The sequence below is a fragment of the Gordonia sp. IEGM753 genome (assembly GCF_050321825.1).
In the GTDB taxonomy this organism is placed as follows: domain Bacteria; phylum Pseudomonadota; class Gammaproteobacteria; order Pseudomonadales; family Pseudomonadaceae; genus Aquipseudomonas.
In genome coordinates this window covers 2046666-2070058 of the sequence record NZ_JBNQGB010000001.1, presented here as the reverse complement: position 1 = coordinate 2070058, position 23393 = coordinate 2046666, and the positions used below count along the sequence as shown (strand labels likewise).

General features: G+C 59.8%; 19 protein-coding genes and 2 riboswitches. Of the genes, 10 read left to right on the top strand and 9 right to left on the bottom strand.

Going from position 1 to position 23393, the window contains the following annotated elements:
- Positions 1–60: 60 nt before the first annotated feature.
- Together ACQR3R_RS09265 and nfuA are read left to right on the top strand one after the other, a co-directional pair.
- A complete protein-coding gene (locus ACQR3R_RS09265; RefSeq protein ID WP_428271754.1) occupies positions 61–1095 on the top strand; it encodes an acyltransferase family protein in 1035 nt (344 codons plus the stop codon).
- A gap of 57 nt (positions 1096–1152) precedes the next feature.
- A complete protein-coding gene (gene nfuA / locus ACQR3R_RS09260) occupies positions 1153–1737 on the top strand; it encodes a Fe-S biogenesis protein NfuA (protein ID WP_007898222.1) in 585 nt (194 codons plus the stop codon).
- Between the two features lie 164 nt (positions 1738–1901).
- On the opposite strand, the gene cobM is transcribed toward nfuA, so the two are convergent.
- From cobM to ACQR3R_RS09240, 4 genes are all read right to left on the bottom strand, one after another.
- Positions 1902–2648, bottom strand: coding sequence for a precorrin-4 C(11)-methyltransferase (gene cobM / locus ACQR3R_RS09255; RefSeq protein ID WP_428271753.1), 747 nt, complete (start codon positions 2646–2648; stop codon positions 1902–1904).
- A gap of 81 nt (positions 2649–2729) precedes the next feature.
- Positions 2730–3143: a cobalamin biosynthesis protein gene (locus tag ACQR3R_RS09250; protein ID WP_428271751.1), complete on the bottom strand. Its 414-nt coding sequence runs from the start codon at positions 3141–3143 to the stop codon at positions 2730–2732.
- Positions 3140–3847: a CbtA family protein gene (locus tag ACQR3R_RS09245; protein ID WP_428271750.1), complete on the bottom strand. Its 708-nt coding sequence runs from the start codon at positions 3845–3847 to the stop codon at positions 3140–3142. The genes ACQR3R_RS09250 and ACQR3R_RS09245 overlap by 4 nt, the downstream gene beginning before the upstream one ends.
- Positions 3848–3858: 11 nt before the next feature.
- Positions 3859–4050, bottom strand: coding sequence for a CbtB domain-containing protein (locus ACQR3R_RS09240; protein WP_428271749.1), 192 nt, complete (start codon positions 4048–4050; stop codon positions 3859–3861).
- 121 nt (positions 4051–4171) lie between these two features.
- Positions 4172–4400, bottom strand: a riboswitch (cobalamin riboswitch).
- Positions 4401–4584: 184 nt separating this feature from the next.
- A riboswitch (cobalamin riboswitch) is annotated at positions 4585–4797 on the top strand.
- A gap of 96 nt (positions 4798–4893) precedes the next feature.
- On the opposite strand from ACQR3R_RS09240, the gene cobW reads away from it, so the two are divergent.
- From cobW to ACQR3R_RS09220, 4 genes are all read left to right on the top strand, one after another.
- Positions 4894–5955 (top strand): cobalamin biosynthesis protein CobW, encoded by a 1062-nt coding sequence (gene cobW / locus ACQR3R_RS09235; protein ID WP_428271748.1) that lies wholly within the window; start codon positions 4894–4896, stop codon positions 5953–5955.
- Positions 5956–5958: 3 nt separating this feature from the next.
- A complete protein-coding gene (cobN, locus tag ACQR3R_RS09230) occupies positions 5959–9852 on the top strand; it encodes a cobaltochelatase subunit CobN (protein ID WP_428271747.1) in 3894 nt (1297 codons plus the stop codon).
- A 38-nt stretch (positions 9853–9890) separates the two neighbouring features.
- On the top strand, positions 9891–10895 hold the full coding sequence (locus ACQR3R_RS09225) for an AAA family ATPase (protein ID WP_428271746.1): 1005 nt from the start codon (positions 9891–9893) through the stop codon (positions 10893–10895).
- A gap of 152 nt (positions 10896–11047) precedes the next feature.
- Positions 11048–11560, top strand: a complete 513-nt coding sequence (locus tag ACQR3R_RS09220) for a VWA domain-containing protein (RefSeq protein WP_428271744.1) — start codon at positions 11048–11050, stop codon at positions 11558–11560.
- 190 nt (positions 11561–11750) lie between these two features.
- Here the strand turns inward: ACQR3R_RS09220 and ACQR3R_RS09215 are convergent, their stop codons facing one another.
- From ACQR3R_RS09215 to ACQR3R_RS09205, 3 genes are all read right to left on the bottom strand, one after another.
- Positions 11751–11966 carry a hypothetical protein gene (locus ACQR3R_RS09215; protein WP_428271743.1) on the bottom strand — a complete coding sequence of 72 codons (216 nt, stop codon included), beginning with the start codon at positions 11964–11966 and terminating at the stop codon, positions 11751–11753.
- 361 nt (positions 11967–12327) lie between these two features.
- Positions 12328–14052 (bottom strand): ubiquinone-dependent pyruvate dehydrogenase, encoded by a 1725-nt coding sequence (gene poxB, locus ACQR3R_RS09210; RefSeq protein ID WP_428271742.1) that lies wholly within the window; start codon positions 14050–14052, stop codon positions 12328–12330.
- Between the two features lie 74 nt (positions 14053–14126).
- Positions 14127–15674, bottom strand: coding sequence for an MFS transporter (locus ACQR3R_RS09205; protein ID WP_428271741.1), 1548 nt, complete (start codon positions 15672–15674; stop codon positions 14127–14129).
- Between the two features lie 102 nt (positions 15675–15776).
- Here ACQR3R_RS09205 and ACQR3R_RS09200 point away from each other — a divergent pair, with 102 nt between their 5' ends.
- Positions 15777–16643, top strand: coding sequence for a LysR substrate-binding domain-containing protein (locus ACQR3R_RS09200; protein ID WP_428271740.1), 867 nt, complete (start codon positions 15777–15779; stop codon positions 16641–16643).
- Between the two features lie 265 nt (positions 16644–16908).
- Positions 16909–18468: a TerC family protein gene (locus tag ACQR3R_RS09195; protein ID WP_428271739.1), complete on the top strand. Its 1560-nt coding sequence runs from the start codon at positions 16909–16911 to the stop codon at positions 18466–18468.
- 73 nt (positions 18469–18541) lie between these two features.
- On the opposite strand, the gene ACQR3R_RS09190 is transcribed toward ACQR3R_RS09195, so the two are convergent.
- Positions 18542–19825, bottom strand: a complete 1284-nt coding sequence (locus tag ACQR3R_RS09190) for an FAD-dependent oxidoreductase (protein WP_428271738.1) — start codon at positions 19823–19825, stop codon at positions 18542–18544.
- 580 nt (positions 19826–20405) lie between these two features.
- Positions 20406–21257 (bottom strand): CAP domain-containing protein, encoded by an 852-nt coding sequence (locus ACQR3R_RS09185; protein ID WP_428271737.1) that lies wholly within the window; start codon positions 21255–21257, stop codon positions 20406–20408.
- Positions 21258–21458: 201 nt separating this feature from the next.
- On the opposite strand from ACQR3R_RS09185, the gene ACQR3R_RS09180 reads away from it, so the two are divergent.
- Positions 21459–22079 carry a cell wall hydrolase gene (locus tag ACQR3R_RS09180; RefSeq protein WP_428271736.1) on the top strand — a complete coding sequence of 207 codons (621 nt, stop codon included), beginning with the start codon at positions 21459–21461 and terminating at the stop codon, positions 22077–22079.
- Positions 22080–22343: 264 nt separating this feature from the next.
- The gene (locus ACQR3R_RS09175) at positions 22344–23393 is read left to right on the top strand and encodes a 2OG-Fe(II) oxygenase family protein (protein WP_428271735.1); all 1050 of its coding nucleotides are present in this window, start codon (positions 22344–22346) and stop codon (positions 23391–23393) included.

The window sequence follows — 23393 nt, the reverse complement described above, 5'->3', positions numbered from 1 at the left end:
GTCGGACTCTACAGGCGCCATTTATTTCTGGTGGGCGCGGTGGTTGCGGGAGGGCCGTCAATGTTGATTTCGGTACAGGCGCTGCGTGCGCTCGCGGCCTGGACGGTGGTTTGCCACCATTTCATGCAGATATTTTTCGACTTCCACGCACGTGGTCCGATAGGTCAGATGTTCATCGACAAAGGCGCGGTCGGCGTCGACATTTTCTTCGTCATCAGCGGTTTGGTGATCTTCCTCTCAACCGAAGGTAAATCGCTGCCGCCGGCGCGTTTTCTGCTTTATCGATTGATTCGTATCGTGCCTGCGTACTGGTTGTACTCGGTGTTGATGGCATTGGCGGTGGTCTTCGCCAGACCCGTGTTGCCCGATCAAACGGTCGACTGGTCGCACTTCCTGATGTCGCTGCTGTTTATCCCTTCTGAAAACCCCGGCGGCTACGGCATCTACCCCACGCTCAATGTCGGCTGGACCCTAAACTACGAAATGCTCTTCTACGTGTTGTTTGCGTGGGCGCTGCTGTTTCGTTTGCAGGTTCGCCTGCTGATCGTCGCAGCCCTGCTATTTGCTGTTTGCCGGGCCTGGACTGACTGGGGCTGGATCAGCGAGTTCTACCGTTCGGACATCGTCTATGAGTTTCTATTGGGTATCGCCATCGGCATGATCTACCGTCGTGGCTGGATAAAACCCGGTTTGAGCCTGCCCTTGCTGGGCATCGCCTTGGCCTTACTGGCGATTTATCACGTGCAGCCCCAACCGCGGTTTCTGGCGTGGGGCGTACCAAGTGCGATTTTGGTGGCGTGTTGCATGGCACTGGAGCGCTATTTCGAGAACAAACGCCTGCTCAAGTTGCTGGGCGATTGCTCCTATTCCGTGTACTTGATGCACGTTCTGGTGCTGTCGGCCGGTGGTTTTATCGCACAGCGTTATGGGGTGAATCCCTACGTGATGTTTGTGGTTTGTGCTTTGACTATTGGCCTTGGGTCTTGGGCAAGTTACGAATGGATCGAAAAAAGCAGCTATCGGTGGCTAAAAGACCGAATTGACGGCGAACCTGCGAAAAGATCGAAGCCAGTGCTTTCCCGACAAAAATACTAGGACTTTGTGCGGCGCGATGATTGGCGTAAACTGCGCCCAAGCCTGCGAGGAGTTTCCATGACCGCTATTACCATCACTGACGCCGCCCACGATTATCTGGCTGATCTGCTTTCCAAGCAGAACACCCCAGGCATCGGCATCCGCGTCTTCATCACCCAGCCTGGCACCCAGTACGCCGAAACCTGCATTGCTTACTGCAAGCCGGGCGAAGAAAAACCGGAAGACACGGCACTGGGGCTGAAAAGCTTCACTGCCTATATCGATTCGTTCAGCGAAGCTTTTCTGGATGATGCGGTCGTCGATTACGCCACCGACCGCATGGGCGGCCAACTGACCATCAAGGCGCCAAACGCCAAAGTCCCGATGGTCAACGCCGACAGCCCGGTCAATGAGCGCATCAATTACTACCTGCAAACCGAAATCAACCCGGGGCTTGCGAGCCACGGCGGTCAGGTCAGCCTGATCGATGTGGTTGAAGACGGCATTGCCGTGCTCAAGTTCGGCGGCGGTTGCCAGGGCTGCGGCCAGGCAGACGTCACCCTTCGCGAAGGCATCGAGCGCACGTTGCTCGAGCGTATTCCCGAGCTTAAGGGTGTGCGTGACGTTACCGACCACACGCAGAAAGAAAACGCCTACTACTAAGGGCGTTCGCTGCGAAAAAAAACGTCGCGGTGGCGACGGAGCTTGCTCCCATCAATTGCGCAGCAGTCGCAAAGCAGCTAATGCATTTTCCCGTGATGAATGCATTGGCTGTCGTTGGGCCGCATAGCGGTCCTGCGCGAGCATGCTCACTCGCCACCAACGCTTCAGGACCTGTACAGATGCGCATGCCCTGCGCGATACAGCGATGACTCACTGAAGTGATCACTGCCTAATACCCGACCCACCAATATCAACGCCGTGCGCCGAAACCCTTTGGCTTCAACCTTCCCGGCGATGTCCGCAAGCGTTCCCACCACCCAATCCTGATCCGGCCAGGTCGCGCGATGAATCACCGCGATTGGACAGTCGGCGCCGTAATGCGGCAGCAGTTCAACAATGATTTTTTGCAGATGATTGACCCCCAGGTGGATCGCCATCGTCGCGCCGTGCTGTGCCAGATTCCCCAGCTCCTCACCTGCTGGCATCGCGGTCTTGTCGGCATAGCGGGTCAAGATTACGCTTTGAGATACGTCTGGCAGCGTCAATTCAGCGCCCAGCAGTGCCGCGCACGCTGCGGTGGCAGTGACGCCGGGGACGATCTCAAATGCAATTTCGAGTTCGCGCAGGTAACGAATCTGCTCGCCAATCGCTCCATACAGGCTCGGATCGCCGGAATGTACGCGCGCCACATCCTGCCCCTTGGCATCAGCGGTCTTGATCAGCTCGATGATCTGTTCCAGGTGCAATTCAGCGCTGTTTACAACCAACTCCGCGCTGTGTCCTTGCAGCACCGCCTCTGGCACCAGCGAGCCGGCGTAGATGATTACCGGACACGTGCGAATCAGCCGCTGGCCTTTGACGGTGATCAATTCCGGGTCGCCGGGACCTGCGCCAATGAAGAAGACGGTCATCGTCATTTCCTGTCAGAAAAAGGGTTAGGCGGGTCTTCAGATGAAGATCGCTCATGATGGACGGGGGGATTATCGGGGAATTTATACAGCGCAGGCCAATGCCAGGGTGGCCTGAGCGTATTTTTGTCGTGAAATCAGTAGCGTTGCCGGTGACTGCGCCAGGTGTTCCGCAAGCGCCAATGCTGCGCTTTCTGCGACGCCGTAGCAGCCGGTGCGTTCGAAAGCGATTTGCGAGCGATGGCTGAGTTGCGTTTGGTACCTGGCCAGTTGTTCGCTGCTGAAGTAGCTCAGTGGCAACTCAAGCTCTGCGGCCAATTCGAGCAGGCCAGGCTCGTCGCGCTTCAGGTCGATAGTGGCCAGGGCAACTATCTGGTGCAATTCGATGCGGTGAGCCTGTAATGCCTGCTCCAGCAATGCTCGCAAGGTACCGGCGGGGCAGCCGCGTTGGCAGCCCAGGCCGACCACTAAAGTCGGCGCTGTGCCGGGTTCACTCATGCGTGGTATTGGCCATCGCTTTTGCGGCGGAACAACCATGCGCTGATCAGGCCCAAGGCCAGCCAGAACACCACGTTGGTCAGCTGCGAAGCGATTTTGAATTGCGATTCCAGTGCTTCCGGGGCCAGCATCGAGTGCACTTCCGGTTGCGGTGCGCCGATCACGTGCGGAACGGCCAGGATTGCCACGCCCAGTACTTTCATCAGCCAGTGGCGACTGAACACGATCAATGCAATGCCGACAGCCGTTGAGGCAGCGGTGCCGATCCACCAGAGTTGCCGCTGGGCCAGATCAGCCGCTGCGGTGCCCGGCAGTTCGGGTGGCAGGCCCAGGGTTGGCGCCAGCACAAATGTCGCGTAACCGGCCAGGCCCCAGAGCAAGCCCTGGGACGTTTTGGTCGGGGCGCGCAAGGTGTACAGGCCCGCCAGCATCAGGGCGAAACCAACGGCGACTACCAGGTTGCCGCCGGTGGTCGATGCAACGCGCTGCCAGCCATTCTCCGGCTCCCAGGCTTCGGCATCGTGAGTATGGCCGGCCATGGCGGCGGCATCGTGTTCGTGAACTTCAACCGCCGCTGGCTCGGATTTTTCGTAGGTCTCGGCCTGCAAAATCAACGGGGCCACCCAAAAACTTTGCAACAGGGTCAGCAGGAGGGCGGCCAGCAGACCGGTAAAACCTGCGGTTTGAGCAATACGCTTGATCATGTCGGCAGGTCTCAATGGCACGGGAATGCGGAGCTGTGACGGGTGTCATGAGCAGCGTTGTGTACCGCTTCAATGTGCGAGAAACCGGCGAAATACACCAGGCACGCGCCAAGGATCGACGCACAAATGGCGGCGGTCAGGCGTTGGCTCAGGGTTGTGGTGCTGCTGGCGGTACTGTGCTTGGTGCTGCTGATGGTCGACATGGCGCTTCCCTCTGGTCTGTCAGCGGGTGATAAGGGGCGCATGCAAAACCCCCGCGAGTCGGGCGCGCAGGGGTGCAAACAGCGCCCGCCCACCGCGGGTTTGTTATTCAGTGATCGTAGTGGTCACTTTGTGTTACTGGCCGGTCTCCGGGCTCACGAGGGGGTTCGGCTGTCGCCTTGACCTGCAAGAATCACCTTCCCATGCCGAACTGCTGGCACAGTGGTTTTGATTCTTCGCTCGTTTACCGTTGCGGGGGCAGCACCGGACTGACATGGCTTTAGAGTAAAGCACATGATTCACCGGTTTCCCGTTTCACCCTGTGAAGGGCACCCGTAACAAGATGCGTAGGAGACCATGGGCGAGGGTTTGACGTCAATTGGCAAGGGTTCTCAATTAGCTCAGGTGTGTTTTTTGTGGCGAGGGGATTTATCCCCGCTCGGCGGCGAAGCCGTCGCCAATAGACACCGGGGCCGCTTCGCTGCCTAACGATAAATCCCCTCGCCACAAGAGATTGACCGGCCACCAGACGATGCGTAGCCTTGCGCTTTCGAGGTTCTTCGGCGTTTGCCGAAGCTAAGAAGGGAACGCGGTCGATGCCGCGGCTGCCCCCGCAACTGTGAACGGTGTTGTTCGCTGCCACGCCACTGCGAAGCCTGTTTAACGGCTTCGCGGGAAGGCGCAGCGAATGCCGGGCCAACGCCCTGCACGCCGTCAGCCAGGAGACCTGCCTCGTCATAGATTCTCACTACAACCGGGCGGGGTGATCCGGTGGCGAAATCTTCCGCGCAACTGTCGCAGCGGTCGTCGTCCCGTATGCCCGCCACCTTGCCAAAGGGCATCCGATGAAAACACTGGCCAAACTTCCCGTCACCATCGTTACCGGCTTCCTCGGCTCGGGCAAAACCACGTTGCTGCGGCACATGCTCGACAACGCCCAGGGGCGCCGCATTGCGGTCATCGTCAACGAATTTGGCGAACTGGGTATCGACGGTGAAATCCTCAAGCAGTGCTCCATTGGCTGCACTGAAGAAGAGGCCAACGGCCGCGTCTACGAACTGGCCAATGGCTGCCTGTGCTGCACCGTGCAGGAAGAGTTTTTCCCGGTGATGCGCGAACTGGTCGCGCGTCGCGGCGACCTCGATCACATTCTCATCGAAACCTCTGGGCTGGCCCTGCCAAAGCCTTTGGTCCAGGCCTTCCAATGGCCGGAAATCCGCAGTGCTTGCACGGTTGACGCGGTGATTACCGTGGTTGATAGCCCAGCCGTGGCTGCCGGTACTTTCGCCGCGTTCCCGGACCAGGTCGATGCCCAGCGTAAACTGGACCCGAACCTGGATCACGAATCGCCGCTGCACGAGTTGTTTGCCGATCAACTGGCCAGCGCCGACCTGGTGATCCTCAACAAATCCGACCTGATCAGTGCCGAAGACCTGGCCCGTGTGCGCCTGGAAGTCGCTGAAGAACTGCCGCCCGCCGTGAAAGTAATTGAAGCGAGTAGCGGCCGCGTGCCGCTGGACGTGTTGATTGGCCTCGGCGCCGGTTCCGAAGAACACATCGATAGCCGTCATAGCCATCACGATCACCATCATGAAGGCGAAGACGACCACGATCACGATGCCTTCGATTCGATCTCCATCGAGCTGCCGCAAGCCGATGAAAACCTGCTGATGGATGCGCTGACGCAACTGGTGGTCAAGCACGGCATCTTGCGCGTCAAGGGTTTTGCGGCAATCCCGAACAAGCCGATGCGTTTGCTGATTCAGGGCGTGGGCACGCGTTTCGACAAGCATTTCGACCGGCAGTGGGGCGCCGATGAAGCGCGCACCACACGCCTGGTGTTGATCGGCCAGGAACTGGATGCGGCGCAACTCGAAGCGCAATTGCGCGCTGCGCTCAGCGTCTAACCCATGCACCTGCTCAGGACCCAGCCCGGCGGTTTCGTGTCGGATGACAACATTGCCGACCTTGGACAAACCCCCGCCGAACTGGTGATCCTGTGCAGTGGTGATTCCAGCCTGGCGCTGCTCGCCGAAGCGGCGCAGCAATTGCCCGACGATTACCCGAGCGTGCGTCTGGCCAACCCGATGCAGGTGCAAAATCACGCCTCGGTTGACCTGTATGTCGACCAGGTGTTGCGCCATGCCAAGGTCATCCTGATTTCGCTGCACGGCGGCATTGGCTATTGGCGCTATGGTGTCGAGCGTCTGGTGCAACTGGCCGAGCGTGGTGTGCAGCTGATTCTGGTGCCGGGCGATGACCGTCCAGACCCCGAACTCAGCGATCTGAGCACGGTTGACGCGGGCGAACGTGACCGGCTCTGGCAATACCTGCGTCAGGGCGGCATGAGCAATGCCCTGGACTTTTTTCGCTGCCTGGCCAATCGTTGGCTAGCCCGTGACTATGCCTGGGCCGAACCGCAAACGCTGCCACGCACCGCGATCTATCACCCGCAAAAAAGCCCCGCAGTCCTCAGCGATTGGCAAGCCGAATGGCAGGTCGGTCAACCGGTCGCGGCGGTGCTGTTTTACCGTTCACATTTGCAAGCGGCCAATACTGCTTTCATCGATATTTTTTGCCAGCGTTTGCAGGCGGCAGGGCTTAACCCATTGCCGATTGCGCTGGCCAGTCTAAAAGAGCCAGGTTGCCTCACCGTGGTCGAAGATTTGCTGGACGAGGTTGAAGCGGCGGTGATCTTGAACACCACCGGTTTCGCCCAGTCGAGCCCTGAAGCGCCGCATTTGCGACCGTTTCGGCGCAACATTCCGGTTATCCAGGCCATCTGCGCCCAAGACAACGAGCCTGGTTGGCGGGCGAGCGAGCAGGGATTGGGCCCGCGAGACCTGGCAATGCACATCGCCTTGCCGGAACTGGACGGGCGAATCATCAGTCGCCCGATCAGCTTCAAGGACCTGGCCTGGCGCAGTGAGCGCAGTCAGTCGGATGTGGTTTGCTATCGGGCGCAACCCGAGCGCATGGATTTTGTCGCGCAACTGGCGCGGCGCTGGAGTGATCTGGCGCGAGTGCCCAACGCCGATAAACGCATTGCCCTGATTCTGGCCAATTATCCGACCCGTGACGGTCGTATCGGCAATGGCGTGGGCCTTGATACACCGGCGGCGGCGCTTAATATCTTGCGTGCGCTGCATCAGCACGGTTATCCGTTGCCGGCTGAGTTACCCGCCAGCGGCACGGATTTGATCCAGCAACTGCTCGGTGGCGTCAGCAACGACCTCGACACCCTCGACCAGCGTCCTTGCCATCAAAGCCTTGCGCTGGATGACTACAATCGGATGTTCGATGCGCTGCCCGAGGCCAACCGACAAGCGGTGCTGGAGCGTTGGGGGGCGCCACAAAACGATCCGATGTTTCGAGGCGCACGAATGATGATCGCCGGGCTGCGTTTCGGCCAGACCTTCGTTGGCATTCAACCGGCGCGCGGTTATCAGGTCGATCCCAGTGCGGTGTACCACGACCCGGACCTGGTGCCGCCCCACGGCTACCTGGCGTTCTATTTCTGGCTGCGCAATACCTATGGCGCCCACGGGGTGATTCATGTTGGCAAGCATGGCAACCTCGAATGGCTGCCAGGCAAAGGCGTCGGATTGTCAGAGCATTGCTGGCCGGATGCACTGCTGGGGCCGCTGCCGAATATTTACCCGTTTATCGTCAATGATCCGGGCGAGGGCGCTCAAGCCAAGCGCCGCACCCAAGCGGTGATCATCGATCACCTGATGCCGCCGCTGACCCGCGCTGAAACCTACGGGCCACTGCGTAATCTCGAGTTGCTGGCCGACGAGTATTACGAGGCGCAATTGCTGGATCCGCGACGTGCACGAGAACTGCAGCGCGATATCCTGCAACTGGTTCGCGAAACGCACATCGACCGTGAACTGCAACTGGACGAAAAGCTCGACAGCGATGCCGATGCTGCGATCTGGTTGCCACGCCTCGACACGTATTTGTGTGACTTGAAAGAGTCGCAAATTCGCGATGGTTTGCACATTTTTGGCGAGTCGCCGACCGGACGCCTGCGCATCGATACGTTGCTTGCGTTGCTGCGCATTCCACGTGGCGATGGTCGCGGCGCGCAGTCGAGCTTGTTGCGGGCGTTGGCCAAGGCCTTTGGCCTGGGATTCGATCCGCTGGATTGCGCGCTGGCCGAACCCTGGAACGGTCCGCAGCCTGCCGAGTTGCAAGCCGTGCTTAACGACGTTTGGCGCACCGCAGGCGACACCCGCGAACGTCTGGAACTGTTCGCCGCGCAGCTGATCTCGCACGTCCTGGATGCCAACCCCGATCCCTGTGGCAACACGCCCTTGTGGCGAGAGGATTCATCCCCGTCGGGTCGCGAAGCGGCCCCGGAAATGGGGTCGATTGCACAGTCCATCGGGGATGAATCCCCTCACCACGAAGGCTGGCGCCCACCGGGATCAGGTGGGTCTGATGTAAGCGCCATCATCGACAGCCTTCGCGAAGTGGTTGCTCCAAGACTGGATGCCTGTGGGCCTGCTGAAATGCGCGGTTTGCTCGATGCGCTTAGTGGTCGTTTCGTCCCGGCGGGCCCCAGTGGTGCACCGAGCCGCGGACGTCTGGACGTATTGCCCACCGGGCGCAACTTCTACTCGGTGGACGTGCGTAACCTGCCGACCACCACCGCGTGGCGCATCGGTTTCCAGTCGGCGAGTCTGATTCTGGAACGGCACCTGCAGGACCACGGCGATCACCTGCGCCAACTCGGATTATCCGTATGGGGCACCGCCACCATGCGCACTGGCGGCGACGACATCGCCCAAGCCATGGCGCTGATGGGCGTGCGTCCGGTGTGGGCGACTGGCAGTCAGCGGGTCGATGACTTCGAGATTCTACCGCTGAGCTTGCTCGACCGTCCCCGGGTGGACGTGACCTTGCGCGTGTCCGGATTTTTTCGTGATGCCTTCGCCAATCTGATTCGCCTGTTCGATGCCGCAGTGCAGGCGGTTGCGGGGCTTGACGAGCCGGACGACCTCAACCCTCTGGCCGCCAAAGTGCGTGCCGAACGCGAAGCTTTGATGCACTCCGGGCTGGACGAAGACGCCGCCCGGCGACAGGCCGGCTGGCGAATCTTCGGTGCCAAACCCGGGGCATACGGCGCGGGCGTGCAGGGCGCGATTGACGGGCGTTTGTGGCAAAGCCGCGAAGACCTTGCCGAGGTTTATCTGAACTGGGGCGGTTACGCGTACGGCGGCGCCGACGAAGGCACTGCCGCCCGCGAGCAGTTCGCCCAGCGTTTGAGCCAGGTGCAAGCCGTGCTGCAAAACCAGGATAACCGTGAACATGACCTGCTCGATTCCAACGACTACTACCAGTTTCAAGGCGGCATGCTGGCGGCCGTTGAAAGCCTGAGCGGCGAAGCGGCAGCCAGTTATCACGGTGATCACAGCCAACCGGATTTGCCGAAAATCCGCACCTTGAAGGAAGAGCTGAACCGGGTGATTCGATCACGCGCCGCCAACCCGAAGTGGATCGAAGGCGTCAAGCGGCACGGCTATAAAGGTGCGTTTGAAATGGCAGCAACAGTCGACAACCTGTTCGCGTTCGACGCCACCACGCAATTGATCGACGATCACCAGTACGCGTTGCTGGCCGATGCCTATTTGCTTGATCCGGCAACCCGCGATTTTGTGCGCGAACATAATCCGCATGCCTTGCGCGATATGACAGAGCGCATGCTGGAAGCCCAACAGCGCGGCATGTGGAAGGCCCCGGGCGAATACCGTGAGGCGCTGGAAAACCTGCTGCTGGACATCGAAGAAGACCGTTAACGCGTTGATGGAACATCGACCACGACCGAGATTTAACCATGACCGATACTCCGCATTTCCCGCTCTGTGCCGTGGTCGGCGCCGACGAACTGAAACTCGCGCTGTGCCTCACCGCCATCGACCCGAAAATCGGTGGTGTGCTCATTGAGGGGCCGCGCGGCATGGCTAAGTCGACCTTGGCCCGTGGCCTCGCCGACCTGTTGGCCAGCGGTCAATTTGTCACCTTGCCACTGGGCGCGACTGAAGAGCGCCTGGTCGGCACGCTGGACCTCGATGCGGCGCTCAGCGAAGGCCGGGCGCAGTTTTCCCCCGGTGTATTGGCCAAGGCTGACGGCGGCGTGCTGTACGTCGATGAAGTCAACTTGCTGCCGGATCATCTGGTGGATCTGTTGCTGGACGTCGCCGCCAGCGGCACCAACCTGATAGAACGCGACGGTATTTCGCATCGGCATTCAGCCAGGTTCGTGCTGATCGGCACCATGAACCCGGAAGAGGGTGAACTGCGCCCACAACTGCTCGACCGTTTCGGCTTGAACGTCGCGCTCAGTGGTCATGCCTTGCCGGCCGAGCGCGGGCAGATTATCCGTCGACGGCTGGATTTCGACAGCGATCCGCACCGTTTCTGCGCTCAATGGGAACATCAGCAGCAAGCACTGCGTGAACAATGCGAAAAGGCGCGCGGTGCCTTGGCCAGCATTCCCCTGGACGATGCCGCGCTGGCAGACATTACCGAGCGTTGCTTTGCTGCCAGTGTCGATGGCTTGCGCGCCGACCTGGTGTGGCTGCGCGCCGCCCGTGCGCATGCTGCATGGCGCGGGTCGACGGCGATTGCCAAGGAAGACATCGACGCGGTTGCCGAGTTTGCCTTGCGCCACCGCCGCCGCGAACCAACGCCGCCTGCACCGTCGCAGAGTACGCCACCGTCCAGCCAGCAAGCCGACCCCGGGGATAATCGGAACCAGGGTCAATGGGGTGAAATGCCCGCGCAAGCGCTACCGGTTGGTGCTCGGCGTGAAGTGCCGAGCTGGCCAAAAAAGCCTTAGGCATTCGCCCTCGATCTGATGCGGGGGCGAATGCCAAACCCCGCGCAGGACGGCTGGACGCAGGTAAACAGGGCAAGCGTCATGCGGCGCGTAGCGGATCAATCAACTGGTCTGGCACCTTGCTTAACGGGCGGCCAAAGCAGCGTAAAGACGTGCTGTTTCACCTGCGAACCCGGTCACCCCATGAACTATGGCTGGTGATCGTCGATGCCTCGGCCTCGACACGCCGGCATCAGGCATTGAGTGATGCCAAGGGATTACTGGCGCAGTTGTTCGATGACGCCTACCGGCAACGTGCGCGTCTGGCCTTGCTGACGGCTAGTGGCAATCTGCCGCAATGGCAGGTTCAAGGCTTGAAAGCCTCTAGCGGTTTGCGCTCATGGCTGGAGGAATTAGGGGCGGGCGGAGGTACGCCGTTGCTGGCGGCACTGATTGAAGCTGGCCATTGGTTGGCGGCCAGGCAGAAGCGTTTCCCCGCAGAGCAGCAACGTTTGTTGCTGGTCACGGATGGCCGGTTGAAGCAGTGGTCACTGTTGCCAGCGCTGGCGTGTCCGGGGTTGTTGATTGATATCGAGCGCGGACCGATTCGGCTGGGGCGGGCGAAGCAGCTCGCGGCTGATTTGCAGGTTGACTATCGGCACATTGATGACCTGTTTTCAAACTGAGTGATGGGTTAAGTGACTTTGTTGTCCGGCGCACCGGCGATGGCGGTTCCAAAGACGCCATCGCTGCCAAGTCAGACGCCTACGGTCCGGTGGTGCCTGCCCAGATTGACGCTCCGAACCCAAATCCCGTAGGAAACCGGCTTGCCGGTGATGACGATTCCGAAGACGCCATCGCTGGCAAGCCAGTCTCCTACGGATCTGTTGTGGTGCCTGGGTTGATGCCCCGAACACAAATCCCGTAGGAAACCGGCTTGCCGGTGATGGCGATTTCAAAGACGCCATCGCTGGCACGCCAGACGCCTACGGTCCGGTGGTGCCTGCCCAGATTGACGCCCCGAACACAAACCCCGTAGGAAACCGGCTTGCCGGTGATGGCGATTTCAAAGACGCCATCGCTGCCAAGCAAGACGCCTACGGTCCGGTGGTGCCTGGGTTGATGCCCCGAACCCAAATCCCGTAGGAAACCGGCTTGCCGGTGATGGCGATTCCAAAGACGCCATCGCTGGCAAGCCAGACTCCTACGGATCGGTGGTGCCTGCCCAGATTGACGCCCCGAACACAAATCCCGTAGGAAACCGGCTTGCCGGTGATGGCGATTCCGAAGACGCCATCGCTGGCAAGCCAGTCTCCTACGGATCTGTTGTGGTGCCTGGGTTGATGCCCCGAACCCAAATCCCGTAGGAAACCGGCTTGCCGGTGATGACGATTCCAAAGACGCCATCGCTGGCAAGCCAGACGCCTGCATCGCGAAAGGGGCGACGTGGTTTTCAGCGGAACAAATTAGTCCGCGCCAACTCGATCACTTCATCGCCGCGCCCGCTCATTACTGCCTTGAGCATGTACAGGCTGAACCCTTTTGCCTGTTCCAGCTTGATGGTCGGCGGCATCGCCAACTCTTGCGTCGCCGTAATCACGTCCACCAGCACCGGCCCATCGTGCGCTAACGCGCGGCGCAACGCCGGCTCCAGTGCCTCGGACTCTTCAACGCGAATCCCCAGGATACCCATGGCATTGGCCATGGCGGCAAAGTCCGGGTTATGCAAATCAGTACCGGTGTCGAGCAGGCCGCTCGACTTCATTTCCATTGCCACGAAACCCAATGACGCGTTGTCGTAAACGATGATTTTCACTGGCAACTTCAACTGCGCGAGCGAGATGAAGTCGCCCATCAGCATGCTGAAACCACCATCACCGGACAGCGAAATCACCTGACGGTCGGGAAACGCCGCTTGTGCGCCAATGGCCTGCGGCATGGCGTTGGCCATCGAACCATGATTGAACGAACCCAGCAGGCGACGCTTGCCGTTCATCTTCAGATACCGCGCCGCCCATACGGTTGGCGTGCCGACGTCGGCGGTGAAAATCGCGTCTTCATCAGCCAATTCGCTGAGCAGGCGGGTGAGGTATTGCGGATGAATCGGGCGACCCGCGGCGGAAGGTTTGGCAAGGTCGTCCAGCCCTTGGCGAGCCTTCTCGTAGTGCTTGAGCGAGGACTCAAGAAAGCTCCGGTCGGCGCGGTAAGGCAGGCGTGGCAACAGCGCCGCCAGGGTTTCGCTGACATCGGCGGCTATACCAAGATCCAGCGTGGCTCGGCGGCCGAGCGCTTGCGGATCATGGTCGATCTGGATGATGGTCGCGTCGGTAGGGTAGAACTGCCGATACGGAAAGTCAGTGCCCAGCATCACCAGCGTGTCGCAGTTGAGCATCGCGTGATACCCCGAACTGAAGCCGATCAGCCCGGTCATGCCGACGTCGTACGGGTTATCCCACTCCACGTGTTCCTTGCCGCGCAGGGCATGCACCACTGGCGCACCGAGCGCATCGGCCAATGCCACCACCTGATCGTGCGCGCCGGCACACCCGGCACCGCACATCAATGTCACGGCTTTACTGCGGGTCAACAACTCCACCAGCCGATCCAGATCATGTGGCGCCGGCAAGGTGCGAGGTTGGGCAAGTGCTGGCCAGGGTTTGAGGTTGTCCTCGACTTCCGTCAAGGCCACATCGCCCGGAATCACTACCACCGCCACACCCCGATTGAGGATTGCACTGCGCATCGCGCGATGCAGCACCTGGGGCATTTGTGCCGGGTTGCTCACCAGTTCGATAAAGTGGCTGCACTCCTTGAACAGTTCCTGCGGATGGGTTTCCTGGAAGTAGTTGAGGCCGACCTCGGACGAAGGAATTTGCGCAGCAATCGCCAACACCGGAACGTGGTTCCTGTGGCAATCGAACAGACCGTTGATCAAGTGCAGATTGCCCGGCCCACAACTGCCGGCACACACCGCCAGCTCTCCAGTGACCGCCGCTTCGGCGCCTGCGGCAAAGGCTGCGACCTCTTCGTGACGCACGTGCATCCACTCGATGCTGTCCATGGTACGCAACGCATCGGTCAAGCCGTTCAAGCTGTCGCCGGTCAGGCCCCAGATGCGTTTGACGCCGGCCTGTTCCAGGGTGGTTGCCAGTTGCTGGGCAATGGTGATTTTCGCCATGGGGTGCTCCAGTGATCAGTGAGTTGTCCGTCGGGTTAAAAGATGACAACTGAGCGGCGCGCATGACTCCCCGGTTATTTGCTGGCGAGGGAAAAAGCCTTTGGCGTCGGGATCGGATTGCGCATCAGTGTCCCCACCAGCAGTGCCCCCAACAGCCCAAGCCAGCCTGCGACCCACAACAACAGGCTGAAACCACCGACAAATGCCTGGCGTGCCAAGGGTTCGACTATCGGCCGCGCCGTTTCCGGCAGCAGGCTCAGCGCCGCCGCCATGTCACCCGCCACCACGCGTGAGGCTATGCCTTGGGTTTGGTCCAGCCATTGCGGCCCCTGTACTGACAGGCTGGCGTGCAGCAGTGACTCGGTGTGGCTGGACAACAACGCCCCGTACACACCGATCGCCAGCACGATGGCGCTGAAGCGCATGGTGGTGCTCATGCCGGAGGCCATCCCGGTGCGTTCGCGTGGCACACAGGCCATGATGTTTTTCTGCGTGTCGCCGTTCAATAACCCGGCGCCGGCGCCCGTCACCGCAATCGCCAAGGCGAAGGGCAGGTAACCTGCGTTGTTGACGGCCCATGCACAGAGCAAGTTACCGACGCTTACCAGTGTCAAACCGGTGGCCATCAATGTGGCCGGTGCTACCCGCTGCGCCAGACGCACACCGATACGCGGGCACATCAGCATGGTCAGGGCAAACGGCAGCATGCCCAGGCCAGAGGCGATGGCTGAAAAACCGAGGCCGTTTTGCAGGTAGAAAGGCAGCAGGGTCATCATGACTTGTGCGCAACCGGCGTAGGCAAACATGCCCAGCAGTGCACCGATAAATCGCGGATGCCGGAACAGCGACAGGTCGACCATCGGCCGCTGCTGGCGCTGTTCAATCACCACAAACAGCCCCAGTAACAGCGCGCCTGCGATCATTCGGACATAGGTCAGCGGGTTGCTCCAGCCGATGCGGTTGGCTTCGATCAGGCCCCAGATAAGGCACAACAGGCTCGCACTGAATGCCAGGCTTCCCCAAGGGTCAAGGCGTGCTGCCTCGGGATCACGGGATTCAGGCACCGCACGCCACACCATGAACATCAAACACACGCCTACCGGCACATTGAGATAAAAAATCCAGCGCCAGCCAATGTATTCGGTGATCAGCCCGCCAACGGTCGGTGCGGCAGTCATCGCCACGCCCATGCAGGCCCCCCAAAATGCCCAGGCCCTGGCACGTTCAACCTCATCGTGAAAAATATGCCCGATGGACGCCAGCGCGGAGGTCAGCAGCAGTGCCGCGCCGATACCTTTGATAGCGCGTGCGATGTCCAGCCACACTGCCGTCGGCGCGGCACCGCAGCCTACGGAGGCGAGGATGAAAATACCCAAGCCCCAGAGCAGGGTTTTCTGCCGGCCAAAGCGGTCGGCAATGCTGCCCGCAGGTAACAGCAGCGCGGCGAAGGCCAGCATGTAGGCGCTGACCACCCACTCGATGTCGGCGAAATTGGCGCCCAGGTCGCGAGCAATGGTCGGCAAGGTCACCGCAACAATGTTGGTGTCGAGCACAATCAATGAACAGACACCTGAGGCAATAAGTAAGGTCAGGCGCGGGCTCACCTTGGGTTTGACGTACATGGCGAAATATCTCTACTGTGAAGTGGTTAAAGATTAACGCTGGCAAGTGATTGCACTGTTAGGCGTAACTCGTCACTTCATTACCTTTGAGCTAACGCCGTTATGGAAATTCGTCACTTTCGCTACTTTCTGGCCGTCGCCCGGCAGCGCAACTTCACCCGCGCCGCCGAACAACTGGGCATTGCACCGCCAACCCTGAGCCGGCAGATCCAGGACATGGAGCACGAACTCGGTACGCGGCTGTTTGTTCGCCAGCAACGCGAAGTGAGCCTGACCGAGGCGGGTGCTGCGCTGATGATCGAGGCGGCGGCAACGGTACGCCAATTTGAGTCAGCCCAACGTCATGCCCAGCGAGCGGGGCGAGGCGACACGGGTCATATCGAATTGGGTTACGTGGCTTCTGCGGTTTACACAGGGTTGCTGCAAAAGCAGGTGCAGGCCTTCAGTCTCGAATGCCCCGAGGTGAGTCTCAGTGTTCGAGAAAGTCCAATGGCAACGTTGCCTGCCATGGTCGCCGAGGGGCGGTTTGATATCGGTTACGTTCGCTCGCCCATGACCTTGCCGGACGGCCTGGACGCTATTCGTCTCGACGCAGAAGGATTTGTACTGGCCGTGTCGGGCGAATCCTGGTTGACGCGTTTGCCAAAAATTTCCGCTGCGCATCTGCAGGACGAAGTATTTATCCTGCCCGAACAAATCAGCGGCACGCTGCAGGTGGCCGCCGAGGGCGGGTTTTCACCGAAGCTCGGCGCGCAACCGGGTGGGTTGGTGGCGGTACTGGCACTGGTTTCACTGGCGCAAGGCGTGGCTGTCGTGCCGGCGTCCGTGGTCGGGCACATCGGTTTGCCCGGGGTCTTGTACCGCGCCATCGACGGCTGCGAGGCGAGTTCATGGTTGTCGCTGGTGTACCGGCGCTTTGAGAAGTCACCCGCGGTCGCAAGGTACATCGAGGCCCTGAAAAACCGTTAGTACAAATCTTGTAATGAATTCGGCTGTAGGAAATATCGCTTTCGACTGTACGCTTCAAGGCCATTTTCGATTCAGGATCTACATGAACACCCTTTTGGAGCCTCCCGGTTATCCTTCTTCCCCGCGCAATCGCGCAGCCTTGATGCACATCAGACATCCTTTCTTTACACGTGTGAACCGCCTCGTCATCGCAGCTTCACGGCCTCTGCGCCGCGCCTTGCCGTGCCCGGCATTCTGATTTCACTGAAGAGATAGAGACGTTTTTATGGAATGGATAGCTGACCCCACAGCCTGGCTGGGCTTGTTGACCTTGATTGTGCTGGAGCTGGTGCTGGGCATCGACAACCTGGTGTTTATCGCCATCCTTGCCGACAAATTGCCGCCCGAGCAGCGGGACCGTGCACGCATCATCGGTTTATCCCTGGCGTTGCTGATGCGTCTGGGCTTGCTGGCGAGTATTTCCTGGCTGGTGACACTCACTCAACCGCTGTTCGAAGTGTTCGACAAGAGCTTTTCCGGCCGTGACCTGATCATGCTGTTCGGTGGTGTGTTCTTGCTGTTCAAGGCCACCATGGAGTTGCACGAACGCCTCGAAGGCCACATTGGCGAGCGCTCGACAAACGCAACGTATGCGATGTTCTGGCCGATCGTGGCGCAAATTGTGGTGCTCGACGCGGTGTTCTCTCTGGACGCGGTGATTACGGCTGTGGGCATGGTTGATGAGTTGGCGGTGATGATGATCGCGGTGATCATTTCCATCGGCCTGATGATTGTCGCCAGCAAACCGTTGACCCGCTTCGTCAACACGCACCCCACAGTGATCATGCTGTGCCTGGGTTTTTTGATGATGATCGGCTTCGCGCTGACCGCCGAAGGCCTTGGTTTCCACATTCCGAAAGGCTACTTGTACGCGGCCATTGGCTTCTCGATCCTGATCGAGGTGTTCAACCAGATCGCCCGTGCCCGGCGCAAGAAATCGGTGCAAGGGTTGCGGCCGATGCGCGAGCGCACTGCCCACGCAGTCCTGCGTTTGTTGGGTGGGCGAAAACTGGCGGTCGAGGAGGTCGGGGAAGAAATCGTCGACCTGCTCGACAATGGCGAGACGCCGGCCGAAGAATTGTTCGACCGTCGCGAGCGGGTGATGATCAGTGGTGTGTTGCAACTGGCCGAGCGGCCGATCCGCACGGTGATGACGGTACGTGCCGACGTCGACTACATCGATGTGGCCAGTGACGCCGAAACCATCCGCACACGCTTGATGCATTCGCCTTACTCGCGCCTGCCGCTGATTCGCGACGGTGCCGTCGACGAACCACTGGGCTTCGTGCACAAAAAGGAACTGTTGAAGGAATACCTGGCCGGCAATCAACCGGGCCTTGAGCCGTTGGCGCGCAAGACCCTGAACTTGCTGGACAGTTACTCGATCCTCAATGCGCTGGAGCAGATGCGCAAGGCGTCGACTCACATTGCCTTTGTGGTCAATGAGTTCGGTGACTTCGTGGGTATCTTGACCATGACCGACATTCTTGAGTCGATCGCGGGCGAGTTGCCTGACGCCAGTGAAATCGAAGGCCCGGACGTCGTCGAAGAGCAGGGGGGATTCATGGTCGGCGGTGCATTGAACCTGACACGGGTGCGGCAACGCACCGGGTTTGCCGCAGAGCCAACCGAGGACTATCAGACGCTGGCGGGACTGGTGGTCAGCCTGCTGGACAGGTTGCCGGTGATCGGCGACAACCTGGAGTGGGACGGCTGGCGGATCAGCGTGGTGTCGGTTGAGGAGCGTCGAGTGACGCGGGTGTTGCTGGTACGCGTCGGCGCCTGACGTTGGGTTTGCCATTCACGCCAGCGCCTGCGGATTCGCGAAGGCTCCCGCAGGCGCCGATCATGTTCAGCCGCTAGCGCAGGCGCTCGAGCATCTGGTAGTACCACATGCCAGCGGCCAGCATCGGGTTGCCAAGCAGGTCGCCCATCGGCACACGGATGTGCTGGCAGGCAGCAAAGGTTTCGTACTGTTCGAGTTGGCCGGTGATGGCGCGCGCCATGATTTCACCCATGATGTGCGTGGTTGCAATGCCGTGGCCGGAGTAGCCTTGGCAATACCAGACATTGTCCGACAGCTTGCCCAACTGCGGTATGCGGTTGATCACGATGCCCATCGCGCAACTCCATTGATAGTCGATGGCCACGCCTTTGAGCGCCGGGAATGTCTGCTCGATGCACGGGCGTAGCTCGGCAGCGATGTCGCGAGAATCCTTGCCGCTGTAATTGGCGCCACCGCCAAAGAGCAGGCGCCCGTCGGCAGTCGGGCGATAGTAATCAAGCACAAAACGGCAATCGTAGACCGCCAGGTCTTCGCGGTTGATCTGCCGGGCCAGGTCGCCCAGCGGCGCAGTGGTGACGATGCCGCCCATGGCCGGGAATATCTTGCCCTTGAGCTTGCCCGGTTCGAGTGTGTGATAAACATCGCCGGCCAGCAGCACTTGATTCGCATCGATACGACCGTGAGCGGTGCGCACACCGGGTGTCGGGCCGTGGATGATCTCCAGCACTTCGCTGTTCTCGAAGATCAATGCGCCCAGGCTTTCAGCTGCTCGTGCCTCGCCAATGCACAAATTGAGCGGGTGCAAATGCAGGTTGCGGGTGTTCTTGATCGCACCGTGATACAGGTCGCTTTCCAGCAAATCACGTACCTGACTGCGGTCGAGCAGGCTGATGTCATCGGCCATGCCACGGCGTACCGCTTCCTCATAATCCTTGCGCAAGCCGTCCATGTGGCTCGGTTTGTAAGCGGCGTGCAAGTGACCGTGCTTGAGGTCGCAGGCAATCGCGTATTTCTTGACGCGCTGCTCGATGATCTGGTGTCCGCGCCAGCGCAGGTGCCAGATAAAGTCATCGACCTCATCGCCCAGCGTGCGCCGCATCTGTTTGCGCATCGCTTCGTCGCCGGAAAGACTTCCCGTGACCTGGCCGCCATTGCGTCCAGTGGCACCCCAGCCGATCTTGTTGCTTTCGACGATGGCGACTTTCAAGCCTTTTTCGGTCAGTTCCACCGCCGTGGCGACACCGGTAAAACCGCCGCCGATGATCACCACGTCAACGCGGTGCTGGCCTTGCAGGGTCGGATAGTCGGTTTCTTGATTGAGCGTAGCGGTGTAGTAGGAATCACAACGTTGAGTCATGTCAGTGTCCAAAAATGGGCAATAGCTCGAGGCCATTCAACCAATGCAGACGATGTGCAAGGCTGCCCGCAACGGCGCTGCATCATGTCCCGCAAGGGTGACTGACACAGGCTGTTCGCGAGCAAGCTCGATCCACAAGGGGCATTGATAGTTGAAGGAACGCGGCGCTTGAGGCGCGCGTTCAAGCAGACAGGACGGTATCTGGCGGGCGTGCGGAATGACGCAGTTTCGAACGGCGCAGGGCCATCGGCAGGTTAACGATGCGGCGTTTCATAAAACGTGTTTCCGGTTGCGGAAAACGTCGGAGGCAGGTGCTACGAGCCATCCGGAGATGGCTGAATACTAGGGATGATTATTGTGCATGTAAATGCTCAATTATTTGTCGATGGGTTGGCGCCGCTCAGCTGTGGCCCAACGCAATCGCAAACGACACCACGATCATGCACGCAAACGCAAAATTGATATTCATGAGGGTTTTGTCCGACGTTTTTCGAGTGGTGTCATCTTGAAGACGTCGGATTCAAATAAAAAATTCCAATTGATGATTTGAAAGATCAACGCAATTGATAGCGGGCGGCACTTACTGCGTGCCGAACATTGCGGTCCAGTAAATGCCGGAGTCACTTTTCGGGTCCACCGCATAGGCAGCGCCCAGCTCACGGAACTGCGGGTTCATCAGGTTTGCGCAATGCCCTGGGCTGGCCAGCCAGCCATCGACAACCTTGCCGACGGTGTCTTGGCCGGCAGCAATGTTCTCGCCGATTTGCTGGGCGATATAGCCTGCGAGCTCAGCGCGATCACCCGGTGTGCCGCCGTTGCGGTCCTTATGATCAAAGTAATTGTTGTTGGCCATGTCTCGTGAGTGGGTTTCGGCGGCGGTGGCCAACGTGGCGTTCCAGGTCAGCGGCGTGGTGGCAGCGAACGATTGCGTGCCACATTGGTGCGGCTGCGCCCGGGCGCTATTGAGCTGCAGCAACAGCTTTTGCCCCTCTGCTTGCGTGTCGCCCAAACGTGCGGTCAACAGTGGCCGGGCCAACACGATGCGCCATTCACGGTCATTTCGGCTAACGCCCACGTCGACGAATTGCGGGTCGAGCACCACCTGACAAAAACTTTCGCGGATGGCCGTCATCGCCGATGCGGCATCGCGCGGGCCGGACAAGCTGATTGCCTGCACATTGACCATCGGGTAGCCCACGGTGGCCATGGCTTGTTGCAGGTTGCCGACACTGGTGGCGGAGAGCGCAAGCCGTGGGTCGCCCGCCAGTGGCGGCAACTCGCCCGCTGCCTGATCCCCGCAACGTTGTACCTGGCTGCGGTAGACGTTGATCGAATCAATCAGTTGTTTTTCTTCGGCGGCCAGCGCATTGGCGGCGAACGCCAGGCCCAGTGACAACACAGCAAGACGCGTGACGGATGCAATGCAACGCATGGAAATTCCCCTTGAACTGATTGCCCCCATGATGCGCGATTTTACCCCCGTGAGCGCAATGCCTTTTCGCGCCTCAACACAGTTTAATTAACGGCCTGTTGGAACGAATTTTGGCAACTACAATCTAGCCAGTTTGTCGAACAGGCGCGTTACAGCGCCAATATCCTGTTGTTCAAATTCGCTGCACTCAAAGGGTCGATCATGCGATTTATCTGGATAGCAACCTGCCTTGCAATTACCTTCGTCGGCGGCAACGCCATGGCGACGGACCAGGAACAGCAAAAAGAGGTAGCCAAAGACAAAGCCGTGGTTCTGGAACAGAAAGCCGCCGACAAGAGCGCTGATGTGCCGGTGCCCAAAACCGAAGCCATTACCACCACCGAAGTGCAGGCCGTGGACCCGGCCGGCACGGCTCCACTGGACGACGCGATCACCTGTCTGGCGCGCTCCATTTATTGGGAAGCCAAGGGTCGGGAAACACCTGAGATGGAAGCCGTCGCCAGCGTAGTGATGAACCGGTTGGGTCATGAAGGCTTCCCGGACAAGGTGTGTGCGGTGGTGAAGCAAGGTTCGGAAACCAAAAACTGCCAGTTCTCGTGGTGGTGTGACGGCCGCTCGGATCAGGTGCAGGAAGAGACCCAATACACGTTGGCGAAGGAAATCGCACGCAAGGCGTTGAACAAGCAACTGAATGACCGAACGCATGGCGCGATGTACTTCCATGACAAGAACGTCAAGCCAGACTGGGCGGGCAAGTACATCAAGACCGCCCAGATCGGACGGTTTTTGTTTTACAAGCCCAAGGACGGTTCTGCGAAATAGTGCGCTCAGTGCGCAGGCGGCCCCATTCTGGTGCTGTCGGCGTGGGGTAAAACCTGTCACTGCTCTGGCCCGGTCAATCACCGGGCCTTTTCAAATCAGCGAGATAAGCGCGCAGGCGACGTTTTAGGAGACGTGGCATGCGGCTTGCAAAATCGGTCTGGCACCTTTTCGGGTGCGTTTGATCCGGGACGACCCGGAGGCCTCGCGGCTCTGCAATATCTGGACGACCAGGTGACATTTTGACTAATCATCAGGAGGTTACTTATGGCGCCCACGCCTCGAATCAACCCTCGCCCCGCGTTTCAAAGCTTGCCTCTGGTGGACATCGGCGGGCTCTACTCTGCGAATCAGGCCGACCGCGCAGGCGCTGCCAGCGCTTTGGGGCATGCGGCCGAACAAGCGGGTTTTCTGTATGTGACCGGGCACGGCATCGACCCTCAGGTCATCAGTCGGCTGAAACTGCGGGCGGCGGAGTATTTTGCGCAGCCGCTTGAGCAGAAATTGCAGGATTACATCGGGCTGTCGAGTAATCACAGCGGCTATGTTCCTGAGGGTGAAGAGCAGTTTGTCGAAGGCAGCATCGATCACAAGGAGGCGTTTGACGTCGGCTACGATTACCTGCTGCCAACGGGGTGCAGGCCGATGCTGGGTGCCAATCGGTGGCCAGCATTACCGGGTTTCAAGGAAGACATCAAGGCTTACTACGACGCGGTTTTCAGCCTCAGCCTTACGTTGTTCAAAGGCTTTGCGCTGGCGCTGGGCTTACCGGAAAACACCATCAGCCAGCAGGTGAACACTCCCCCAAGCCAACTGCGGCTGATTCACTACCCGTTCTCGCCGGAGGCGCCGGTGGACCGTCCCGGCATTGGCGCGCACACCGATTACGAGTGCTTCACCATCCTGCTGCCGACCGCGCCGGGTCTTGAGGTGCTGAACGGGGCAGGGCAGTGGATCGACGTGCCGCTGGTGGACGGTGCGTTTGTGATCAACATCGGCGACATGATGGAAGTGCTCAGTAACGGCACTTACATCGCCACGGCTCATCGGGTGCGCAAGGTTGGCGAAGAACGCTATGCGTTTCCGATGTTTTGCGCCTGTGATTACGACACGCTGATACGGCCCATTGCGCAACTGGTCGACGCGGCAATGCCCGAGCGATATGCACCGCTTGCCTGCGGCGATCACCTGTACGCGCAAACCCTGCAAACATTCCGCTACCTCAAACAGCGTGTCGCCACGGGCGAGTTGAGCTTGCCGACGGGGGCCAAGGGCTTGTCTTCATTTGGTCGCACTGCCATGGCCGGGGAGGTTTGA

Coding starts and splice junctions, on each gene's coding strand:
- ACQR3R_RS09265 (WP_428271754.1), top strand. CDS start 61: ATGTTGATTTCGGTACAGGCGCTGCGTGCGCTCGCGGCCTGGACGGTG.
- nfuA (WP_007898222.1), top strand. CDS start 1,153: ATGACCGCTATTACCATCACTGACGCCGCCCACGATTATCTGGCTGAT.
- cobM (WP_428271753.1), bottom strand. CDS start 2,648: ATGACCGTCTTCTTCATTGGCGCAGGTCCCGGCGACCCGGAATTGATC.
- ACQR3R_RS09250 (WP_428271751.1), bottom strand. CDS start 3,143: ATGAGTGAACCCGGCACAGCGCCGACTTTAGTGGTCGGCCTGGGCTGC.
- ACQR3R_RS09245 (WP_428271750.1), bottom strand. CDS start 3,847: ATGATCAAGCGTATTGCTCAAACCGCAGGTTTTACCGGTCTGCTGGCC.
- ACQR3R_RS09240 (WP_428271749.1), bottom strand. CDS start 4,050: ATGTCGACCATCAGCAGCACCAAGCACAGTACCGCCAGCAGCACCACA.
- cobW (WP_428271748.1), top strand. CDS start 4,894: ATGAAAACACTGGCCAAACTTCCCGTCACCATCGTTACCGGCTTCCTC.
- cobN (WP_428271747.1), top strand. CDS start 5,959: ATGCACCTGCTCAGGACCCAGCCCGGCGGTTTCGTGTCGGATGACAAC.
- ACQR3R_RS09225 (WP_428271746.1), top strand. CDS start 9,891: ATGACCGATACTCCGCATTTCCCGCTCTGTGCCGTGGTCGGCGCCGAC.
- poxB (WP_428271742.1), bottom strand. CDS start 14,052: ATGGCGAAAATCACCATTGCCCAGCAACTGGCAACCACCCTGGAACAG.
- ACQR3R_RS09205 (WP_428271741.1), bottom strand. CDS start 15,674: ATGTACGTCAAACCCAAGGTGAGCCCGCGCCTGACCTTACTTATTGCC.
- ACQR3R_RS09200 (WP_428271740.1), top strand. CDS start 15,777: ATGGAAATTCGTCACTTTCGCTACTTTCTGGCCGTCGCCCGGCAGCGC.
- ACQR3R_RS09195 (WP_428271739.1), top strand. CDS start 16,909: ATGGAATGGATAGCTGACCCCACAGCCTGGCTGGGCTTGTTGACCTTG.
- ACQR3R_RS09190 (WP_428271738.1), bottom strand. CDS start 19,825: ATGACTCAACGTTGTGATTCCTACTACACCGCTACGCTCAATCAAGAA.
- ACQR3R_RS09185 (WP_428271737.1), bottom strand. CDS start 21,257: ATGCGTTGCATTGCATCCGTCACGCGTCTTGCTGTGTTGTCACTGGGC.
- ACQR3R_RS09180 (WP_428271736.1), top strand. CDS start 21,459: ATGCGATTTATCTGGATAGCAACCTGCCTTGCAATTACCTTCGTCGGC.
- ACQR3R_RS09175 (WP_428271735.1), top strand. CDS start 22,344: ATGGCGCCCACGCCTCGAATCAACCCTCGCCCCGCGTTTCAAAGCTTG.